The organism is Candidatus Nitrosopumilus sp. (assembly GCF_965263415.1).
Classification (GTDB): domain Archaea; phylum Thermoproteota; class Nitrososphaeria; order Nitrososphaerales; family Nitrosopumilaceae; genus Nitrosopumilus.
On record NZ_OZ253671.1, the window covers coordinates 151,102 to 169,511 of the forward strand.

Sequence of the window (18,410 nt, forward strand, 5' to 3'; positions counted from 1 at the left end):
AAATTAATAATGATTTCTAATCTTAGAAATTAATCACATACAACACGAGTCCAATTTTCAATTACGGGGTCAAGTGCGGCTTTATTTGCAGGTTGCACGAATAATGTTTCAGATTTGTTAGTTTTTTGATCTGTCACAACTATCGGAATGCCTGTTGTCTGAGCCATCCGTTCCAACATAAATTCAAACTGAGCAAGACGCATATTATTTGATTTTAATTCTTCTTTGATTTCATCAATAGTAGATTTTTCTTTTTCAATTTTTTTGATTTTGACTTCTTGTCTGTGGGTAGGATCTATGGTTAATTGTTCTATTGCCTTTGAAAATTCTGCAAAGCATTCTTCTTTGGTGGGTTTAAGATAAGAACCGTCAAGTCCATTTTTGTGAGCCATTAATTTCTCAGCAATGTTAGAGTTGATATTTTTGTCAAGCTTCAAGATAGTGTTGAATCTCTTTCGAAAGCCATAGATGGATGCCTTATCATATCGATTTCCTTGCTTAGTTCTTTCAACTCCAGCTGTTCGAATCAATCTTTGCATGATTTGTTTTGCAGATTTTTCAGAAAGATGATGATTTTTCTTAGATTGGTTTGCATGTTCAAAATTAGCAAAAACAGGAGATTCAGGAGTTAATGTTTCGCCATTTAGTTTTCGGGAGTTAAGATAATGGTTTAGCGACCTACTGGCTTCAGGGGTAAGAAATGCCCAATACCCCTCCTTTGAGCCATCATAGACTTTTACTGCCTTGCAATCATTTGGCATATCTTCAATATGTTTCAGCTTCAAAATTGGATCAACAATACTAGCTGGTCTGACACCAGTACTTGCAAAAAATAGAACAAGTGCTTTAGTTCTAGGTTTGGTCGTTGCTTTGAGAAAATTCTGAATATCCTCAGTTGTGAATGGTTTTTCCCCACCTGGAATGTAATCTGATGATGGAATGAGTTTTCTTACGATTTTTTTATAGTATAGAACTTTATTCATTTCCAAGAATAATTCTACTGCAGACAGTTTTCCTCGAATTGAACTAGCTTTGAGACCTTTTTGAGCAAGGTGCATTACCCAATTCTCAAGATGAGCCTGAATTGTATTAGTATCAAGTTTAGGTACATCATCATAATTTTTGGCTTTGATAAATTGCATAAATTCATCAAGCGAATACATGTAGATCTTTCTAGTCTCAGGAGACTTTATTGCAGAATCAAATAGTGTCAATGACCTGTTATGCACAATTCATGTATTTGAGTGATTTATTTTAAGCCATATTTCGTATGTGTAAGCTAAGAGTTTAGAAAACGGCTTTATCCGGGTTATTACGAACATCAGACATGACATTAAAAAATGTAAAACCATCACTTAACAAAATTGCGAAGTCTTTAAGCAATGTTCAAGACTCAAGAGAATTTTTATTAAAAAATACTAGAGAGATTATTGTTCTTTGTAGCAGATCAATAATTGCAGTTCACAAAAATGACACAAAGACAGGAAAGAGCAATCTCAGAAAAGCAGAAACACTATTAAAAAAATACAAGAAAAAAGCAACAGGAGATCTCAGAAGATACATCATTACACCTGAGCAAGAATTTGTTGAAGCAGCATGTCTAATTGCAGTTGTAGAGAAAAAAGAAATTCCATCAGATAAAAAATTAGGAGTTTTACCAGAATCATATGTTTTAGGATTACTGGATTGTATTGGAGAGTTAAAGAGAATGACATTTGATAAGATTAGAATTGGTGAAATTGAAGAAGCCATAAGAATTTTTGAAATAATGGAAAATTTGTATCTTCAACTTTATACCTTCTCAATGTATGATAAAGTAGTAAAAGAAGCTAGAAGAAAAATTGACGTAAATAGAATTTTAGTAGATGATGTTAGATCTGCAATTACTGAAGAAAAGAGAAGAACTGAATTAATCAAAACATTACAAAAATTCGAAAAATAATTTTCAAAATTTGTATGCGGGCGATGGGATTTGAACCCACGAACTCCTGAGAGACTAGCCCCTCAAGCTAGCGCCTTTGGCCAGGCTGGGCGACGCCCGCAAAGAAATTTCCATGTATGGTTTTTATAATCCTTGATTACTTTTTCGTTCGTATGTTAATTCCTGTCAGATGTTTTACATGTGGAAACCTAATTGCTGACAAATTTGATGATTATCAAAATAAAATCAAATCTGGAGAAGATCCAGAGAAAACTCTAGAATCCATTGGAATCGAGAGATATTGTTGTAGAAGGATGTTACTAACTACTGTTGAAACGATTCAACAAGTAATTCCATTCTATGAAGCAATTCAGAGAAGAAAGCAAGAAGTTCAATCTGAGTTAGAATAACTTGGCCAAGATCACTTCAATTGAAGGACGTATTCTATACAATAGCAGAGGCAATAAGACAATAGAAGTAGATGTTGAATCTGATGGAAAGTTTGTAGGAAGAGTTTGTGCTCCATCAGGTGCAAGCGTTGGAAAATATGAGGCAGTAAGTTTTCGCAATGGAAAACCACAAGAGAGTCTTGAAATTTTAAAAGAGAATTCCCAAAAATTTATCGGCTTAGAATCATCTGATCTGAAAGGAATTCACGATACATTGAAAAGTTTTGACAATTCATCAAATTATTCAGAAATTGGAGGTGCACTTGCTTTTGCAGTAACAATTGCATCAATGGAATCAGCATCAAAAGCACTTGATCAACCACTATTCAAAACACTATCAAATGAATCATCATTCAAATTTCCATTTCCTTTAGGAAACATCCTAGGAGGCGGAGCTCATGCAGGGCCAGGAACACCAGATATTCAAGAAATATTGATTTGTGCAACAGGTGCAAAAACTATCGAAGAAGCAATTGAAACTAACTTAGCAGTACATAAAGAATTACGTAGTGTTTTAGAAAAAGAAGATCCTAACTTTACAAACGGAAGAGGAGATGAAGGAGGATGGGCACCAAAGTTAGAAAATCAAAAAGCATTAGAAGTTTCTGCAATGGCTTGTGAGAATTTGGGATTTACTTTAGGAAAAGAAGTATCATTAGGAGTGGATTTTGCATCATCAACACAATGGAATGAAGAAAAATCAAAGTATGTCTATGATAGAGCAGGTTTTGAAAATACAACATCAGAGCAAATTGATTTTGCAGCAGACATTATTGAAAAATTCAAATTAATTTATGCAGAGGATGCAGTTCATGAAGAAGCATTTGAAGATATGTCAGAATTAACAGCTAAATTTCCAAATACTCTGATTACAGGAGATGATTTGACAGTAACAAATAAAGACATTCTTTCAAAAGCCATAGACAAGAAATCATGCAACGCTGCAATTTTGAAAGTTAATCAAGCAGGAAGTCTTTATGATGCTCTAGAATTTGCAAATTTGGCAAATGAAAATAATATCAGATTAATTACATCACATAGATCAGGGGAATCTACTGATTCACAAATTTCCCACATTGGTCTTGCAACAAAGTCCAAAATGCTCAAAGTTGGCGTTATAGGAGGGGAAAGAGTGGCAAAATTAAATGAGTTATTACGCCTATCAGAGCATGATTTAATACGCGGTATGGCAGAGGTTTAAAATCGCTATGAGTCAACAAGCAGAAACAACAGACATCAAAAAGAAGATCCTATCTACAGGAATTAGAGTAGGAACTCAAGTTAAAACAAAATTCATGAAACCATTCATCACCAAGGCTAGTCCAGAAGGACTCTACATGCTTGATTTAGATATTACATTAGACAAAATAGAAACTGCAGCAAAATTCATCAACAGATTAGGTGTTGAGAACCTCATTGTATGCTCAGGAAGACAATATGCAGAAACCCCAATTGAAAAATTCTGTGATACACTAGGTTCAAAGAAACTACTTGGGAGATTTATGCCAGGAACATTAACAAATCCATCATTACCATATTACATAGAACCAAAATTAGTTTTAATTTCAGATCCTCAAGTTGATGAACAAGCAATCACTGAAGCAACTAATGCAGGCATTCCAGTAATTGGAATTGCAAATACAGACAACATTACATCAAATCTAGATGTCATCATACCAGCAAACAACAGAGGAAGAAAAGCACTAGCTACAGTTTACTGGTTATTGGTACGTCAAATTCTCATTGAAAAAGGAGAATTAAAAGAAAATGACCCAATGAGTGTCGAAATTGATGATTTTGAAACAAAGATTACCGAAGAGGAAATCGAATAAATAAATCAAAACCCTAAAGTATTTACTTGAAATCTAAAGCATCTGCTCCTGGAAAAGTTATTCTTTTTGGAGAACATTTTGTTGTATATGGAGTTAAAGCAATTCTTTGTGCAATTAACAAAAGAATTACAGTTACTGCAGAAGAAATTGATGAAAGAAAAATTTCAATCAAATCTAATATTGATGAGCTTGAATTAGAACCAAACAAACCAATTTCAGAAATTAATTCACCATTAAAGCCATTTTATTATTTGGCAAATAAAATAATTCAAGGAAGAAATTCTGGAATCAAAATAGAAGTTGAATCAGAAATTCCATTAGGTGTTGGTTTAGGTTCATCATCTGCTTGTTGTGTAGCAGGGGCAGCTGCAATTTCAAAACTATTTCAAAACAATTCAAAAGAAGAAATTCTAAAACTTGCAATAGAGGCAGAGAAGACAATTTTTCAAAATACATCAGGAGCAGACTGTACAGTTTGTACTTTTGGAGGATTAATGGAATACGATAAGGAAAATGGGTTTTCCAAAATAGAATCCAAGCCTAATTTTCATCTAGTTATAGCAAATTCAAATGTAGAACACTCAACAGAAAGTGTTGTTGCAGGAGTAAGAAAATTCAAAGAAAGTAATGAAGAGGAATTTTCAAAATTATGTAAAGAGGAATTTCACCTTATTGAAAATGTGTTAGAGTTGTTGAAAGAAAATAACATTAAAAAACTTGGTCAAAGAGCAATTCAGAATCAAGAATACCTAGAGAGAATTGGAATTTCAAATGATAAACTTAGAGACATGATTCAGATTGGACAAAAGTCATCATTTGGTGCAAAAATTACAGGTGCAGGAGGAGGTGGGTGTGTTTTTGCACTTACTGACGAATCAAACTTAGAAAATACAATAAAAGAGTTCAAAGAAAAAAATCATGAATGTTTTTCTGTTAAAATTGATTTCAAAGGACTGGATACTTTTTAATTATATAGATAGTTTGGAACAAACATGATTCTAATAAAATTAGGTGGTTCAATTATCACAAATAAGGAAAAACCACTGTCAGCAAGGAGGAAGACAATAGACAATCTTGCAAAGAGTCTAAAAAAGATCCAAGAGCCAATAATAATAGTTCATGGAGGAGGGTCCTATGGACATTTTTGGTCTGTTAAGTACGACATGCATACTAAAGAAAAAAAATACGATTTGAGAGGAGTTTCAATTGTAAAAAACTCTATGATTGAACTAAACAAGATAATTTTAGATTCATTTCTAAAAAATAAATTAAAACCATATTGTCTACCACCTACAGATTTTATGACAGGGAACAAACCAATACCAAAAAAAGTGAAAGAAATTGAAAAGATTGCAAAATCAGGCTTGATTCCAGTCACTTTTGGAGATGCATTATGGTATGGACAAAACAAGACATTCATTTTATCAGGAGACAAAATAATGACACACCTTGCAAAAATTCTAAAACCCAAGCTTTGTATTTTTGCATTAAATGAGGATGGGGTATATTCAGATCTTAAATCTAAAAAATTAATTCATGAATTAAAAGGAGAACGTCCATCAATATCTGAAAATAAAATGGATGTGACAGGAGGGATGACTAGAAAAATAGAAGAGGCATCAAAAATTTCAAAGATAGGAATGAATGTATTTTTTGTCAATGGAAACAAACCTGAAAGGATCGTGAAAGCGGTTAAAAATAGGAAATTTGAAGGAACAGTGTTTAGAGGAAAATAATGGCTGACGAATTTGTTATACTAGTTGATGAAAATGACAATCCAATTGGAAAAGAAGAAAAAGTAAAATGTCATTTACCTAATGGAAAACTTCACAGAGCATTTACAGCATTATTGTTTGATGAAAGTGGAAGACTAGTACTAGCAAGAAGAGCAAAAGAAAAAATGTTATGGCCAGGAGATTGGGATGGTACATTTGCAAGTCATCCTAGAGAATCAGAAAATTATGTCTCATCAGGTGAAAGAAGAATGCCTGAAGAATTAGGAATTGAAGGAAAATTAGATTATTTACACAAATTCGAATATCATGTGCCATACAAAGATGTAGGTTCAGAAAATGAAATCTGCGGAACGTTGATTGGAATAATTGACAAATCTACAGAATTAAAAGAGATTGAGGGGGAGATTGATGAAATAAAATGGATTTCATCTAGTGAGTTACTTTCAGAAATCAAAACAGAACCGGAGATTTATTGTCCATGGATGTTAATTGCATTAGAATTACTTGAAAAATCAGATGAATCTATGCTTGAAAAACATGCAAATGTCTTATCTACATGGATGACAAGCGATATTCATGAAGGATTGCAAAATGCAATCAAAATACATTTGCCACAAGAAAAATGGAGATTAGTAAATGAAAAAAACTAAACAAATTGAAAAAAATGCAAAAACGGTAAACAAGTACCTTAAATCAAAATTAAAAGGAAACCCAAAAAAACTCTATGATGCAGCAGGTCATCTAATAGTTCATGGTGGAAAAAGACTCAGACCATATATGGTAATTAGAAGTTGCCAAATTTTAGGTGGAAAATCTTCCAACGCAATGCCAGCTGCTAGTGCAGTAGAAATGGTTCATAATTTTACTTTAGTTCATGATGACATTATGGATAATGATGAAATGCGTCATGGGGTTCCAACCACACATAGGAAATATGGTATGCCAATTGCAATTCTTGCAGGTGATGTATTATTTTCAAAAGCATATCAAGTAATTTCAGATACAAAATTATCTCCTGCTGCAACTACACATCTAATTTCAAGACTTGCAAAAGCATGTGTAGATGTTTGTGAGGGACAATTACTTGATGTCAAAATGGCAGAGGAGAGAGAAATTCCTACACAATCACAATACATCACAATGATTGGGAAAAAAACTGCAGCATTATTTGATGTATCTTGTGCAATGGGAGCAATATGTGCTACAAATAAAGATAAAGATATTTCAAATCTTTCTTCGTTTGGAAGAAATCTAGGAATTGCATTTCAAATTACTGATGACTTGATTGGAGTAATGGGAGATCCAAAAATTACAAAAAAACCAGTAGGCAATGATCTCCGAGAGGGCAAAAAATCACTTCCAATACTAATGGCAATAAAGCTTGCAAAAGGTAAAGATAAAAAAATTATTTTGAAGGCATTTGGAAATTCAAAAATTTCAAGAAATGACCTTAACAAAGCAGTAGAGGTAATTCGTTCTCTTGGCATTGAGGACAGTGTTAGGAAACAGGCACTAAAATACGCAGAAAAAGCTGAAAAATCACTCTCAAAATACTCCGGTTCAGCAAAAACTGAACTTATTGCATTATTAGATTTTGTAGTTAAGAGAAGTGTCTAGACATCATATCAGGTAATTACAATGGATGAAGAAATAAAAAATGAAATTAGAAAAATGGCTCTTCAGAATGCCTTTGAACATGGAGGGCAAACTCAAGATAAAATAATTTTAGGAAAAATTCTTGGAACAAAACCAGAATTTAGAACAAAAGTAAAAGAAATTTCAGGGGTGATTTCAGAAATTGTTGCATCAGTTAATCAATTGTCATCAGAAGAACAACAAAAAGAGATGGAAGAAAAATTCCCAGAGGCATTAGCACCTAAAGAAAAAATTGAAGAAAGAGAAGGCCTACCAGAACTAAAAGATGCAATACAAGGAAAAGTTGTTACACGATTTCCTCCAGAACCCAATGGTTATCCACACATAGGACATGCAAAAGCTGCAATAATTAATTCAAAATATGCAAAGATGTATGGAGGAAAATTCATACTTAGAATGGATGACACGAATCCAGAAGCTGAAAGAATGGAATATCATGCTGCAATCAAAGTAGGGCTTGAATGGTTAGGAATTGAATTTGATCAAGTAAAAAGTACTTCTGATGACATGGAATTATTTTATGAAAAAGGAATGGAATTAATTAATTCTGGTAAAGCATATGTTTGTACTTGTAAAAGAGAAGACATTAGTCAAAATCGTAGAGAAAGAAAAGCTTGCAAATGTAGTATGGGAGATGTTGAAAAAAATAACAAAAATTGGGAAAAGATGCAAAACAAATTCAAACCAGGCGAAGCAATAGTTAGATTTCGTGGAGATATGAAAGCAGATAATGCAGTTATGAGAGATCCAGTGCTATTACGAATTATTGATGAAAAACATTACACAACAGGTGACAAATATAGAATTTGGCCTAGTTATGATTTTGCAGTAGCAATTGAAGACAGCATAGATGGTGTCACACATGCTTTTCGTTCAAAAGAATTTGAGTTGAGAAAAGAGCTCATTGATGCAATTTTGGATGCCCTAGGCATGAGAAAACCTCAACAAGGCTTTTTCTCTAGGCTCGAATTCAAAGGAATGCCCATATCAAAGAGAATAATCAAGCCCTTAATTGAAGAAGGTAAAGTTTCATGGTATGATGATCCCAGACTTCCAACTCTAGAGGCACTAAGAAGGAGAGGAATCAAACCTGAGGCAATTAGAAAATTCATTATGTCTTTGGGACTAACAAAAGCAAATACACTTGCTCCATTTGATGCTCTTGAGGCATTCAATCGAAAATTTGTAGATGGAGACAGTATGCGATTGTTTATGGTAAAAAATGCTAAAAAATTGAAAATAAAAAATTTACAATCATCAGTAGTTGAAGTTCCTAATCATCCAATTAATGATATGGGTAAAAGAAAAATCGAAATCACTGAAGATTTTTACATTTCTGGAGAGGATGTAGAATCAATCAAAGAACAATCAACAATTAGACTTTTAGGATTAGGAAATGTTAAGATTACAAAAATCGGAAATGAATTAAAAGGAGAATTTGAAGGGGAGGGAGATTCATCAAACATATTAAAAATTCAATGGGTCCCACAAGAAACAGCACACGAAATTAAAATGATTATTCCAAAAATTTTATTCAATGATGAGGAATTTAATGAAGAAAGTTTAGAAGAATTAGACGTTTATACAGAACCTCAATATTTACAATTAAAAGAAGGAGAAGAAATTCAGTTTGTTAGATTTGGATATTGTAGAAAAGATTCACAAAATCAAGCAATTTTTACACATAAGTGATTGACATGAAAATAGCACGATTGGTACACGAGAATAATGAAACATATGGATTTGTCAAAGGAGATAAAGTTGCAACAAAAGATGAGATAACATATCTTACAGGAGTTCCAATCCCACACAATGTGAAAGATTTCCTTTTTGATGGATGGTTTGATGAAATTAAAAACAAAATACAAGATTTACCTTATGAAGAAAATCTCTCTAAATTCAAACTATTAGCACCAATTCCAAATCCCAATAAAATAATTTGTTTGGCATTCAACTATGTAGATCATGCAAAAGAACAAGGATTAACAGCACCGGAAGATCCTGCAATTGTCATAAAGCCAAGAACCACCCTTAATGGAAATAATGCCAATATTGAGTACCCAGATTTTATCACACAATTAGATTATGAGGTAGAATTAGCCTTGATAATTGGAAAAAATTGTAAAAATATCAGTGTTGAAGAAGCTCAAAATGTAATTTTTGGATACATGATATTCAACGATGTTTCAGCTAGAGATATTCAGTTTAAAGATAAACAATTCACCAGAGGAAAAAGTTTTGATTCATTTGCACCATGTGGACCATGGATCACAACTGCTGATGAAATTAAAGACCCACAAAATTTGAAATTAACAACCAAAATTAATGGAGAGATAAGACAGAATTCTTCCACAAGCAATATGTTTATCAAAATACCAGAAATAATTTCAAAGATCTCTCAAGTTATGACATTGGAAAAAGGAGACATTATTTCTACAGGTACACCTGCAGGAGTAATGCTAAACAAACCAAATGCAGTGTTCCTAAAAGATGGAGATAAAGTGGAGATGGAGATTGAAGGTTTGGGAGTTTTAAACAATACAATCAAAGTTATAAAATCAATCTAGATTTTTTCTCAACAAATGAAAAGAAAGTTTATGATCTAAAAATTCTAAATCAAATAATTTTTCTTTAGTCAAAATTTGAATTCTGTTACAATTATTTTCTATAGCAAAATTTTGTAAAAATAAGATTATTTGCAAAGAGGTTTTTTCTGAGCCTGAAAATAATGTAACAATTAGAGTATTATCAAAATGTTCAGAATAAGAAAGAATTGCAGTAGAGATTTCACCATTAATTTTTGATTGAATAATTTTATTTTGTTTGATAAGTTCAGACATTATTGTATTATCAATGGGTAGCCATCTCCAAGATTTTACATAATGAGAACAAATAGAATCATCTAAAGATTTTGCAAATATAATATCAAAATTTGAGTTTTTTTTAGGCTCAAGTGAATAAAAATGCCAGGTTTCCAAGATATGATATTTTAGTGATTTGGCCATAGAAAGTGAAATGGAATTTTCAATGTCAATTAACATGAATGAAAATAATGCATTATTTTTTTGTCCTATTGATTCAACATGACTAACAAGTTCAGATGCAATTTTCTGTTTACGAAAATTTGAATCCACTCTAATTCCTTCTATCCATATTTGGTTCTTTGAAAAAAATGCATGGCAAATACCAACAGGTAATTGTTTTTCATAGACAAATAACAAACCCTCATTTAACCAATAATCCCAAACATGTTCTACATAATCACCCCAAGAAAAGGTATTTTGGCAGAATTTTAAAACTTGAGATTTATCAGAAGAATTTGCATTTCTAATCATGTATTACGAAAAAATATTAAGCATTATCAGATAAAAACTTCAATGGGAAAAATTATTGCAGGAAAAACATCAGATATTCCTCCCGGAAAAATGATCAAAGTATCAATTGATGGAAGAGATATACTAGTTGCAAATATCGATGGAGAATATTGTGCAACAGATGACTCTTGCACTCATTCTGGTGCAAGTCTTTTAGAAGGGAAATTAGATGGATGTGTCGTTACATGCGGATGGCATGCAGCAGAGTTTGATTGTAAAACGGGGAAACTTGTTAAATTCCCAGCAAAAATTAGAGATTTGACATCATATAACGTAACAATTGAATCAGATAATGTATTTGTAGAGATGTAACTATATACTTCTAATTTTTAAGAAAAGGTGGAAAAATGGCAGACGAACAACAAAACAAAGAATCAATGAAAGAAGCAATTGAAACATTAAATCAGATTATTGGCAGTAGTTCAACCCCAAAAACAATAAAAAAATCCATTACTGATTTGATTACCGATTTAAATAATGAAGAATATGCGTTATCAGTGAGAGCTGCAAATACAATTAGTTTGCTTGATGACGTAACACAAGACCCCAATATGCCATCATATGTCAGAACTCAATTATGGCAAGCAGTTTCCAAATTAGAAAGCATAAGGGAATAAATTCTCGTTTTTAAAACAAGTATTATTGAGAATTGATGAATATTTAGATACATTACCTGAAAATTTACTGAGTGGAGAAGACGTCCAATTACCAGAAAAGTCTCTAAGGGAAATTTTCAAATTTGTGGGGTTGGAGAAAAATGATATTTTTTATCATTTAGGATGTGGGAATCAAAAAGGAATTGAAATTGCAGTAAATGAATTTCAAGTAGAAAAAGCAGTAGGAATTGACAATAATTGTGAAAAAATTGGAAATGCCAAAAAAAATCTTGAAGAAAAACAAATCAAAGCTGAATTAAGATGTCAAGATATTTTGGATTCAGACATTTCTGATGCCACAGTAATTTTGTTTTGGTTTACAGATGAAAACATTACAAATCAAATGTTAAAAAAATTTGAAGGGTTAAAGTCAGATACAAAAATAATTACTATTTGGGGACCATTACCAGATTGCATTCCAGATAAAGTAGATTTTCCATACATCATAAACAAAGTACCATTTACAAAAGCAAAGAACATGCAAGAGCAGTTGTTAGGAGTATTTGGTGTAAAATGTGTAGATTTTGTTACAGCATGGGAGTTTGCAGAAAGATACACAAAAGCCATCAGTTCGCCTGAAATCAAAAACGATCGATTTCTCACAATTATTCAAACTCTAGTAATATGGATCAATGCAAAAAAATTAGGAGTTGCTTGTGGAGAAGAGATTCCAGAATCGATTCAGACATACATTAAACTTATGAAAATGAATTTTGACATAGATTTTGAACCTATGTTAAAAGAATAATTCGTGTAATCCTTTTATTTTGTTTAAACACAAATCAATTATGGATGAAAGAATGCACATTAATGTATCAGCAGTAGATTATGACAAAACAAGCAAGGCATTAACTAGACAATTATCGCTATTAGAGGAGATGGTTCATAGTGAGGAAGATTTTGTTTTGACAGATTCAGAATTTGCATTTGGATGGCATTTTTTTGTACTAAGTGTGAATAAATCACTAGTTCAGAAACTAGTAGACATGATGGGTCCTGACTTTGAGAAATTGAAGGGTAAAGGTACTGAAAAGAAGTTTCTAACTTGGTTAACCAATAATTTGGAAAATAAATCACCTAGATTCAAGTTAGCCATAAAAGAAGAAATGGAATCAAGCAAATTTGGGATATTCTGAAATTTTCTAAAATGGGAAATTCAAGATATGTATTTTAGTGATTAAGTGAAAATAAGATAATGGAAGACTACAAGAGCTTTTTAGAAGTTTTAATGGTATCAAACAAAAATATCAGATTTTCAGCCATTTGTAGTTTAGAAGGAGAGTTATTATTTCAAAAACGCCGTGATGATATTAGACAATTATTTTCTCTAGAAGAAACTAAAGAACAATTGAATCGAACAATAGAGTCATGGAAATCACGTGTAGAAATCAAAGACAAAGTTGGAAGTCCTCTATACTCAGTTACGTCATATGAGAAGATTAAGAGAATGACAATTCCTATTGATGAAGAACATTTACTCTTCATTAGTATGGATAACAAAGATGAGGAAGTAGAGATGTTCAAAAATATCAATATGAAAAATATCTCAGCTCTGTTAGATATTGGACCAACAAAATAACATTCTGTATTAGATAATCCGTTTAGAAATAATATGAGATCATAAAATAATAGGAGGGCCCTCGAGGGGAATCGAACTCCTGTCCGAGGATCCACAATCCTCTATACTAACCACTGTACTACGAAGGCCACAAATTAGAAAAAGAGATTATCCAGTAATAATCTTTGATTTTTTATGAAAATCAGACTGTAGATTTATTATTAACTAGGTGAAATTTCTATTATGAGATTTTGGTGGGTTGCAATGGCCATTACAATCGGACTAACATATTACGGCGGAATGTACTTACTTCCATACAAGTAGTCAGAGCCTAAAATTTTAGCGCAATTCTTTATTTCATATCCACTATAGATTTTACGTAGGCTCTTAACGATCGCTTTAAATTTGTTGTATCAGGGTACTTTTCGACATGAGAAAAGGATTCATCTCAAATAGATTGCGTTCAGGTAGAAAAACTATAGAGAATTCTATTGAGAGAAAAATCGAGACCATACATACAGAAAAATTTGCATGGGTTGACCTACAGAATCCAGATAGAAATGACGTTGAAGAATTAGCTAAAAAGTACAATTTCAATGCTTTAAACATTGAAGACTGTATGACAAAATTTGAGCTTCCAAAATTAGATAGTTATGATGATCATTTCTTTGTAATTCTTCATTTTCCACCACTTACTCAGAAAGTTGGAATTTCAAAAAATAGCCAGTTATCGATATTCATAGGAAAAGATTTCCTAGTAACAGTTCATCAAGGAGATCTCAAACCACTTGTAGAGTTAGTAGATATTTGTAAATCAAATTCAGATGAGCAGAGAAAAAATAGAATATTACAAAAATCTTCAGGATTTTTGCTTCACGAAATCATAGATGTATTAGTAGACGATCTTTTACATACTTCAAGAAAAATTATTGCAAATTTGGATGAAATTGAAGACAGGGTGTTTGATGAAACAAAGCCAGTAGCAAGAAGCATTGCATTACTTAGAAGAGAGATTAACAGACTAAGAAGAATAGCTACACCATTAAAGAAATTTGTTTTGGAAATTACAAAAAATGTAAAAAAATTCTCTGAAAGAGATGAGGAGGATCTTTCATTGTATTTTGATGATGTAATTGACCATATTGACAAAGTGATTGAAACTTTGGAAGAGTCAAGAGAAACAATGGAAATTTACAAAGATACGGATTTTGTGTTAAGTACAGAAAAAACAAACAAAGTACTTGCAGTTTTAACGATCATATTCACATTAGCAATACCAGCAACAGTAATTGGTACATTTTACGGAATGAACGTAAATTTACCAGGAGGTGTTGAAGAAAACCCAATGTTCTTAGGACCATTTACAACTTTCATAATCATAATTCTCGCATCAGCTATTCCAGCAATTATGATGTTTACATACTTCAAAAAATTAGGCTGGATCAACAACTAAAGGTACGAAAATCTGATCTTATTCAAAAATGAGCTTAGATAAATACCAGATAATTTAACTAAAATTATGGGTAAAATCAGAATACGAACTGGAAGGGGAACCGGAACTATTGAAGTTGATAATGATCCCAAAAAATGGTCCGGTGACGAATTTAAAAAAATTCAAGAGGCAAGAAAGAAAGCTGCAGGGAATACTACAGTAAGCTCTGGTAGAGGAACCGGCACAAGAAAACTTGGTGATATGCCTGATCCAAAAGCTCGTCCAGATACAAAAGGAATGACTAGAAGTACCGGTAGAGGAACTGGTTCAAGAAAAAGCAGAGGCCAATAAAATCCTCTCAAAATTTCATTTTTGTAATTTTATTTCTATAAAATATCAGTTTCAGATTTTGATATCAGGATTTTCAGATTTTACTTTTTCCCAATCTTTGAGGAAATTCTCTAAACCTATTTTTGTCAATGGGTGTTGAAGCATTTTATCTAAAACCCCAGGAGGTAAAGTCACCACATCAGCACCAATTTTTGCAGCATCAACTACATGCATCGGGTGACGAACACTTGCAACTAGAATTTCAGTTTTAAGATGAGGGTAGTTTTTAAAAATATCTTTTATATCCTGAATCAGATTCATGCCATCTTGACCAATATCATCTAATCTTCCAATAAATGGACTAACATATTTGGCACCAGATTTTGCAGCAAGTAGAGCTTGATTTGGTGAAAAAACCAATGTCACATTTACAGGAATGCCTTCAGATGAAAGTGATTTACATGCTTTCAAACCATCAGGAGTCATAGGAACTTTCACAACAACATTATCGCCATATTGACGCAATCGTTTTCCTTCGTCAATCATTCCAGAAAAATCAGTACTAACAACTTCTAGACTTACATCACCTTTGATAATTTTTGTAATCTCCTCCATTGCATCTTTAGGATTACCTTTTTCTTTTGACATGAGAGAAGGGTTTGTAGTGATTCCATCAAGTAGTCCCATATCATTGAATTTTTTTATTGATTCTAAATTAGCAGTATCAAGAAAGATTTTCATAATTTTTTGCTCCTAACTTCTTTGACTTGTTTTACCATATTAAAAGATGTTATTCCATGCTTTTCTAAAAGTAAAGGAATTTCCTTATCTCTAGCAGATTCGCCAAACATATCTTGAGCACCAATTCTCTTTATTGGTACTGGATACGATTCAGAAACAGATTCGGCAACTGCAGAACCCATTCCGCCCACAATATTATGTTCTTCAGCAGTAACAATACATCCAGTTTCACGAGCAGCTTTTTCTAAAGTTACATTATCAATTGGTTTTATAGAAAACATATCCAATACTCTACAAGAGATTCCTTCTTGTTGGAGGGATTCTGCAGCTTCCAGTGCCATCCTTACAGTAATTCCACATGCAGTAATCGTACAATCAGAACCATCTCTCAAGGTTATTGCTTTTCCAGTTTCAAAGTTTTGGGAATCTGAATGAACCAAAGGTGTTTTTGATCTTGCCATTCTCATGTAAAATGGTCCATATTCATTTGCCATCAAAGAAGTAAGTTTGGAAACTGCAATTGTGTCGGCAGGAATAAAAACTCGGAAATTGGGAATTACTCTCATTATTCCAATATCTTCAATTTGCTGATGAGAACCACCATCAGGTCCAACTGAAAGTCCTCCATGAGAAACAACAAATTTTACATTAAGACCTTTTTTTCCAGGGGGAGAAGGATAAGCCACATTATTTCGAATTTGATCAACTGCTCTTCCTGGTAAAAATATAGCATATGTACTTGCAAAAGGAATTTTTCCAGATACGGCCAAGCCAGCAGAAGTTGTGACAAGGTTTGCTTCAGCAATTCCAACATTGAAGAATCTATTTGGAAATTCTTTTCCAAAACCAGATGTTTTTAATGAATCAGTTGTATCAGCTCCCAATACAACAATATTTGGATTCTCTTTTCCAAGTTGAATCAAAGATTTTGAATATTCTGAACGCATGTCAGTCATTACCGGTTCATTCAAAGATATCCTCTCTCCTGCGCAATTTTTTTAATTTGTTCTTGTTTTTCACCAACAACATGCAATCCAATCCATTTGTTAACTAATTCAGTTCCACCTAGATCATTTGCTTTGTCAAGTAATAGTTGTCTTCTAGAAGACAGCACCTCAGTTCTAAAATCTCTAATTGCTGCACGAACATCCTGTTGTCCAATAATTGCCCCTCCTCCAACAAAAGCACGAGCACCATCTGCAAAAACTGAACCTATATTCTCAAGATTTACTCCGCCATCAGCCTCAATATATCCGGAAAAATTATGCTCTTTTAGAATAGTATTCAATCTAGCCATTTTTGCATGAGTTTCTTCAATGTATTTCTGACCAGACTTTCCAGGAATTACAGACATTACGATAAGTTGATCAAGTGAAGGTATGAACTTGTAAGACCATTCAGGTAATTCAGTATCAGGATTTATTGCAAAACCAACACCAACTTGGTTTTGTTTTAATACATCATGAATTTCTCCAAAACTAGATTCATCAGTTACTTCGGCATGTACAGTAATAACATCACTCCCTGCATCAATGTAATTTCTAACATGTTTTACAGGTTCATTAATCATCAAATGAGAATCAAATGGAATTACAGTAAGTGGACGTAGTTCTTTAATTTTGGTATGATCAAATGTTTTGTTTGGAACAAATTGACCGTCCATAACATCTAGATGGATGTAATCAGATCTTCCAGAAACACATCTCTTAACTTCATTTTCAAGATTTAACATATCACCAGCAATAATTGATGGTGCAATCATAAATTGAGAATCTAATTCCATATTGATAATTGGGACAATGTCAGAATCAGGTGCCTTTCCATGCCATGCAGGATTATCTTCCATATGTTCAACAGATTTTCCTTTAATTGTTCTTGAGATAATTATTGTGGGTATACCTTTTATCGTATTTGCTTTTGCAATAGCTGCATCAATCTGTTCAACACGATGACCATCAATTTCAATTACATTCCAGCCAAAAGATCTCCATTTGTCACCAGTTTTCCATCTAGAAGCATCTTTCCACATTTCAGAAAGATCATTAGTTTCTAATTTTTTGTCTAGAGGCATAATTTTTTCAGTGTAAGAATCTTGTTGGATGAAATTCCTATCAAGAAAAACAGTAAGATTATCAACTTTGTATTTTGCCGCGGTCATTGCAGCTTCCCAAACCTGACCTTCATCAGATTCTCCATCTCCAATAATTGTATAGACATGGTAGTCTTTAGAATCAATTTTTCCAGCAAGTGCGATTCCCACAGAATAGGATAAACCAGTGCCTAATGAGCCACCACAAAATTCAACACCAGGACATTTCAAATCAGGATGACCTTGCAATTTACTTCCAAATTTTCTCAAAGTTTCAAGTTCTGATTCTGGAAAATATCCTGCAACAGCCATATTTGAAAATAAACCTGGAGCAGCATGACCTTTTGATAATACTAATCGATCTCTATCCTCCCATTCTGGGTTTTTAGGATCAAATTTTAGATGTTTGTTAAATAAACAACCCAAAATCTCAGCCATAGAAAATGAACCACCAGGATGACCAGAACCAGCAGTATTTGTTGCTTTGATAACTAATTTTCGAGCTCTAAGAATATGCTTCTTAATTTGATAATAATTGAGCCCCATATCGATCGTTTTGACTCCAAATTTAATAAAAATCTACTTCTAATACACATTAACAAAAATCGAATAGAAGATCAAGATCAAAAATAGAAT

Annotated in this window: 22 protein-coding genes and 2 tRNA genes; 17 read left to right on the plus strand and 7 right to left on the minus strand. The window is 32.7% G+C overall.

Annotated elements, in window-relative coordinates; all coding sequences use genetic code 11:
- Positions 1–29 precede the first annotated feature (29 nt).
- Entirely contained in the window at positions 30–1,229 is a 1,200-nt protein-coding gene (locus ACQY22_RS01435; protein ID WP_428324789.1) for a tyrosine-type recombinase/integrase, read from the minus strand.
- 98 nt (positions 1,230–1,327) lie between these two features.
- On the opposite strand from ACQY22_RS01435, the gene ACQY22_RS01440 reads away from it, so the two are divergent.
- On the plus strand, positions 1,328–1,942 hold the full coding sequence (locus ACQY22_RS01440) for an RNA-binding protein (RefSeq protein ID WP_428324790.1): 615 nt from the start codon (positions 1,328–1,330) through the stop codon (positions 1,940–1,942).
- A gap of 15 nt (positions 1,943–1,957) precedes the next feature.
- Here the strand turns inward: ACQY22_RS01440 and ACQY22_RS01445 are convergent.
- A tRNA-Leu gene (locus ACQY22_RS01445) sits at positions 1,958–2,042 on the minus strand.
- A 52-nt stretch (positions 2,043–2,094) separates the two neighbouring features.
- Here ACQY22_RS01445 and ACQY22_RS01450 point away from each other — a divergent pair.
- The 9 genes from ACQY22_RS01450 to ACQY22_RS01490 are packed head-to-tail and all read left to right on the plus strand — an operon-like array spanning position 2,095 to position 10,161.
- On the plus strand, positions 2,095–2,331 hold the full coding sequence (locus ACQY22_RS01450) for a DNA-directed RNA polymerase subunit N (RefSeq protein WP_428324791.1): 237 nt from the start codon (positions 2,095–2,097) through the stop codon (positions 2,329–2,331).
- A gap of 1 nt (position 2,332) precedes the next feature.
- A complete protein-coding gene (gene eno, locus ACQY22_RS01455; RefSeq protein WP_428324792.1) occupies positions 2,333–3,571 on the plus strand; it encodes a phosphopyruvate hydratase in 1,239 nt (412 codons plus the stop codon).
- Between the two features lie 7 nt (positions 3,572–3,578).
- Complete coding sequence (rpsB, locus tag ACQY22_RS01460; RefSeq protein WP_428324793.1) at positions 3,579–4,202, plus strand: 30S ribosomal protein S2; 624 nt, start codon at positions 3,579–3,581, stop codon at positions 4,200–4,202.
- 26 nt (positions 4,203–4,228) lie between these two features.
- Positions 4,229–5,170, plus strand: a complete 942-nt coding sequence (gene mvk / locus ACQY22_RS01465) for a mevalonate kinase (protein ID WP_428324794.1) — start codon at positions 4,229–4,231, stop codon at positions 5,168–5,170.
- 24 nt (positions 5,171–5,194) lie between these two features.
- Entirely contained in the window at positions 5,195–5,938 is a 744-nt protein-coding gene (locus ACQY22_RS01470) for an isopentenyl phosphate kinase (protein ID WP_428324795.1), read from the plus strand.
- Positions 5,938–6,588, plus strand: coding sequence for an isopentenyl-diphosphate Delta-isomerase (idi, locus tag ACQY22_RS01475; RefSeq protein WP_428324796.1), 651 nt, complete (start codon positions 5,938–5,940; stop codon positions 6,586–6,588). The genes ACQY22_RS01470 and idi overlap by 1 nt, the downstream gene beginning before the upstream one ends.
- Entirely contained in the window at positions 6,575–7,555 is a 981-nt protein-coding gene (locus ACQY22_RS01480; RefSeq protein ID WP_428324797.1) for a polyprenyl synthetase family protein, read from the plus strand. The genes idi and ACQY22_RS01480 overlap by 14 nt, the downstream gene beginning before the upstream one ends.
- A gap of 21 nt (positions 7,556–7,576) precedes the next feature.
- Positions 7,577–9,286, plus strand: coding sequence for a glutamate--tRNA ligase (locus ACQY22_RS01485; RefSeq protein WP_428324798.1), 1,710 nt, complete (start codon positions 7,577–7,579; stop codon positions 9,284–9,286).
- A gap of 5 nt (positions 9,287–9,291) precedes the next feature.
- A complete protein-coding gene (locus tag ACQY22_RS01490; protein ID WP_428324799.1) occupies positions 9,292–10,161 on the plus strand; it encodes a fumarylacetoacetate hydrolase family protein in 870 nt (289 codons plus the stop codon).
- Here the strand turns inward: ACQY22_RS01490 and ACQY22_RS01495 are convergent.
- Positions 10,153–10,929, minus strand: a complete 777-nt coding sequence (locus ACQY22_RS01495; RefSeq protein WP_428324800.1) for a GNAT family N-acetyltransferase — start codon at positions 10,927–10,929, stop codon at positions 10,153–10,155. The genes ACQY22_RS01490 and ACQY22_RS01495 overlap by 9 nt on opposite strands.
- Positions 10,930–10,971: 42 nt before the next feature.
- Here ACQY22_RS01495 and ACQY22_RS01500 point away from each other — a divergent pair, with 42 nt between their 5' ends.
- From ACQY22_RS01500 to ACQY22_RS01520, 5 genes are read left to right on the plus strand one after another with little or no spacing between them, the layout of a single operon-like run.
- Positions 10,972–11,280, plus strand: coding sequence for a Rieske (2Fe-2S) protein (locus tag ACQY22_RS01500; protein WP_428324801.1), 309 nt, complete (start codon positions 10,972–10,974; stop codon positions 11,278–11,280).
- Between the two features lie 35 nt (positions 11,281–11,315).
- A complete protein-coding gene (locus tag ACQY22_RS01505) occupies positions 11,316–11,585 on the plus strand; it encodes a UPF0147 family protein (RefSeq protein WP_428324802.1) in 270 nt (89 codons plus the stop codon).
- A 25-nt stretch (positions 11,586–11,610) separates the two neighbouring features.
- Positions 11,611–12,372, plus strand: a complete 762-nt coding sequence (locus ACQY22_RS01510) for an SAM-dependent methyltransferase (protein ID WP_428324803.1) — start codon at positions 11,611–11,613, stop codon at positions 12,370–12,372.
- A gap of 40 nt (positions 12,373–12,412) precedes the next feature.
- A complete protein-coding gene (locus ACQY22_RS01515) occupies positions 12,413–12,760 on the plus strand; it encodes a hypothetical protein (protein ID WP_428324804.1) in 348 nt (115 codons plus the stop codon).
- A 59-nt stretch (positions 12,761–12,819) separates the two neighbouring features.
- Positions 12,820–13,203 carry a hypothetical protein gene (locus tag ACQY22_RS01520; protein WP_428324805.1) on the plus strand — a complete coding sequence of 128 codons (384 nt, stop codon included), beginning with the start codon at positions 12,820–12,822 and terminating at the stop codon, positions 13,201–13,203.
- A 56-nt stretch (positions 13,204–13,259) separates the two neighbouring features.
- On the opposite strand, the gene ACQY22_RS01525 is transcribed toward ACQY22_RS01520, so the two are convergent.
- Positions 13,260–13,331, minus strand: a tRNA-His gene (locus ACQY22_RS01525).
- A 281-nt stretch (positions 13,332–13,612) separates the two neighbouring features.
- On the opposite strand from ACQY22_RS01525, the gene ACQY22_RS01530 reads away from it, so the two are divergent.
- Both ACQY22_RS01530 and ACQY22_RS01535 read left to right on the plus strand, forming a co-directional pair.
- Positions 13,613–14,635 carry a magnesium transporter CorA family protein gene (locus ACQY22_RS01530; RefSeq protein WP_428324806.1) on the plus strand — a complete coding sequence of 341 codons (1,023 nt, stop codon included), beginning with the start codon at positions 13,613–13,615 and terminating at the stop codon, positions 14,633–14,635.
- A gap of 66 nt (positions 14,636–14,701) precedes the next feature.
- The gene (locus tag ACQY22_RS01535; protein WP_428324807.1) at positions 14,702–14,965 is read left to right on the plus strand and encodes a hypothetical protein; all 264 of its coding nucleotides are present in this window, start codon (positions 14,702–14,704) and stop codon (positions 14,963–14,965) included.
- A 51-nt stretch (positions 14,966–15,016) separates the two neighbouring features.
- Here the strand turns inward: ACQY22_RS01535 and fsa are convergent, their stop codons facing one another.
- The 3 genes from fsa to ACQY22_RS01550 are packed head-to-tail and all read right to left on the minus strand — an operon-like array spanning position 15,017 to position 18,320.
- Positions 15,017–15,685, minus strand: coding sequence for a fructose-6-phosphate aldolase (gene fsa / locus ACQY22_RS01540; RefSeq protein WP_428324808.1), 669 nt, complete (start codon positions 15,683–15,685; stop codon positions 15,017–15,019).
- The gene (locus ACQY22_RS01545; RefSeq protein ID WP_428324809.1) at positions 15,682–16,656 is read right to left on the minus strand and encodes a transketolase family protein; all 975 of its coding nucleotides are present in this window, start codon (positions 16,654–16,656) and stop codon (positions 15,682–15,684) included. The genes fsa and ACQY22_RS01545 overlap by 4 nt, the downstream gene beginning before the upstream one ends.
- Positions 16,653–18,320, minus strand: a complete 1,668-nt coding sequence (locus ACQY22_RS01550; protein WP_428324810.1) for a ribulose-phosphate 3-epimerase — start codon at positions 18,318–18,320, stop codon at positions 16,653–16,655. Before ACQY22_RS01550 ends, ACQY22_RS01545 begins: the two co-directional genes overlap by 4 nt.
- Between the last annotated feature and the right edge of the window lie 90 nt (positions 18,321–18,410).

Bases quoted from the DNA above. Each gene is read 5' to 3' on its own strand.
- ACQY22_RS01440 (WP_428324790.1), top strand. From the start codon at position 1,328: ATGACATTAAAAAATGTAAAACCATCACTTAACAAAATTGCGAAGTCT.
- ACQY22_RS01450 (WP_428324791.1), top strand. From the start codon at position 2,095: ATGTTAATTCCTGTCAGATGTTTTACATGTGGAAACCTAATTGCTGAC.
- rpsB (WP_428324793.1), top strand. From the start codon at position 3,579: ATGAGTCAACAAGCAGAAACAACAGACATCAAAAAGAAGATCCTATCT.
- ACQY22_RS01470 (WP_428324795.1), top strand. From the start codon at position 5,195: ATGATTCTAATAAAATTAGGTGGTTCAATTATCACAAATAAGGAAAAA.
- idi (WP_428324796.1), top strand. From the start codon at position 5,938: ATGGCTGACGAATTTGTTATACTAGTTGATGAAAATGACAATCCAATT.
- ACQY22_RS01480 (WP_428324797.1), top strand. From the start codon at position 6,575: ATGAAAAAAACTAAACAAATTGAAAAAAATGCAAAAACGGTAAACAAG.
- ACQY22_RS01485 (WP_428324798.1), top strand. From the start codon at position 7,577: ATGGATGAAGAAATAAAAAATGAAATTAGAAAAATGGCTCTTCAGAAT.
- ACQY22_RS01490 (WP_428324799.1), top strand. From the start codon at position 9,292: ATGAAAATAGCACGATTGGTACACGAGAATAATGAAACATATGGATTT.
- ACQY22_RS01495 (WP_428324800.1), bottom strand. From the start codon at position 10,929: ATGATTAGAAATGCAAATTCTTCTGATAAATCTCAAGTTTTAAAATTC.
- ACQY22_RS01500 (WP_428324801.1), top strand. From the start codon at position 10,972: ATGGGAAAAATTATTGCAGGAAAAACATCAGATATTCCTCCCGGAAAA.
- ACQY22_RS01505 (WP_428324802.1), top strand. From the start codon at position 11,316: ATGGCAGACGAACAACAAAACAAAGAATCAATGAAAGAAGCAATTGAA.
- ACQY22_RS01515 (WP_428324804.1), top strand. From the start codon at position 12,413: ATGGATGAAAGAATGCACATTAATGTATCAGCAGTAGATTATGACAAA.
- ACQY22_RS01520 (WP_428324805.1), top strand. From the start codon at position 12,820: ATGGAAGACTACAAGAGCTTTTTAGAAGTTTTAATGGTATCAAACAAA.
- ACQY22_RS01530 (WP_428324806.1), top strand. From the start codon at position 13,613: ATGAGAAAAGGATTCATCTCAAATAGATTGCGTTCAGGTAGAAAAACT.
- ACQY22_RS01535 (WP_428324807.1), top strand. From the start codon at position 14,702: ATGGGTAAAATCAGAATACGAACTGGAAGGGGAACCGGAACTATTGAA.
- fsa (WP_428324808.1), bottom strand. From the start codon at position 15,685: ATGAAAATCTTTCTTGATACTGCTAATTTAGAATCAATAAAAAAATTC.
- ACQY22_RS01550 (WP_428324810.1), bottom strand. From the start codon at position 18,320: ATGGGGCTCAATTATTATCAAATTAAGAAGCATATTCTTAGAGCTCGA.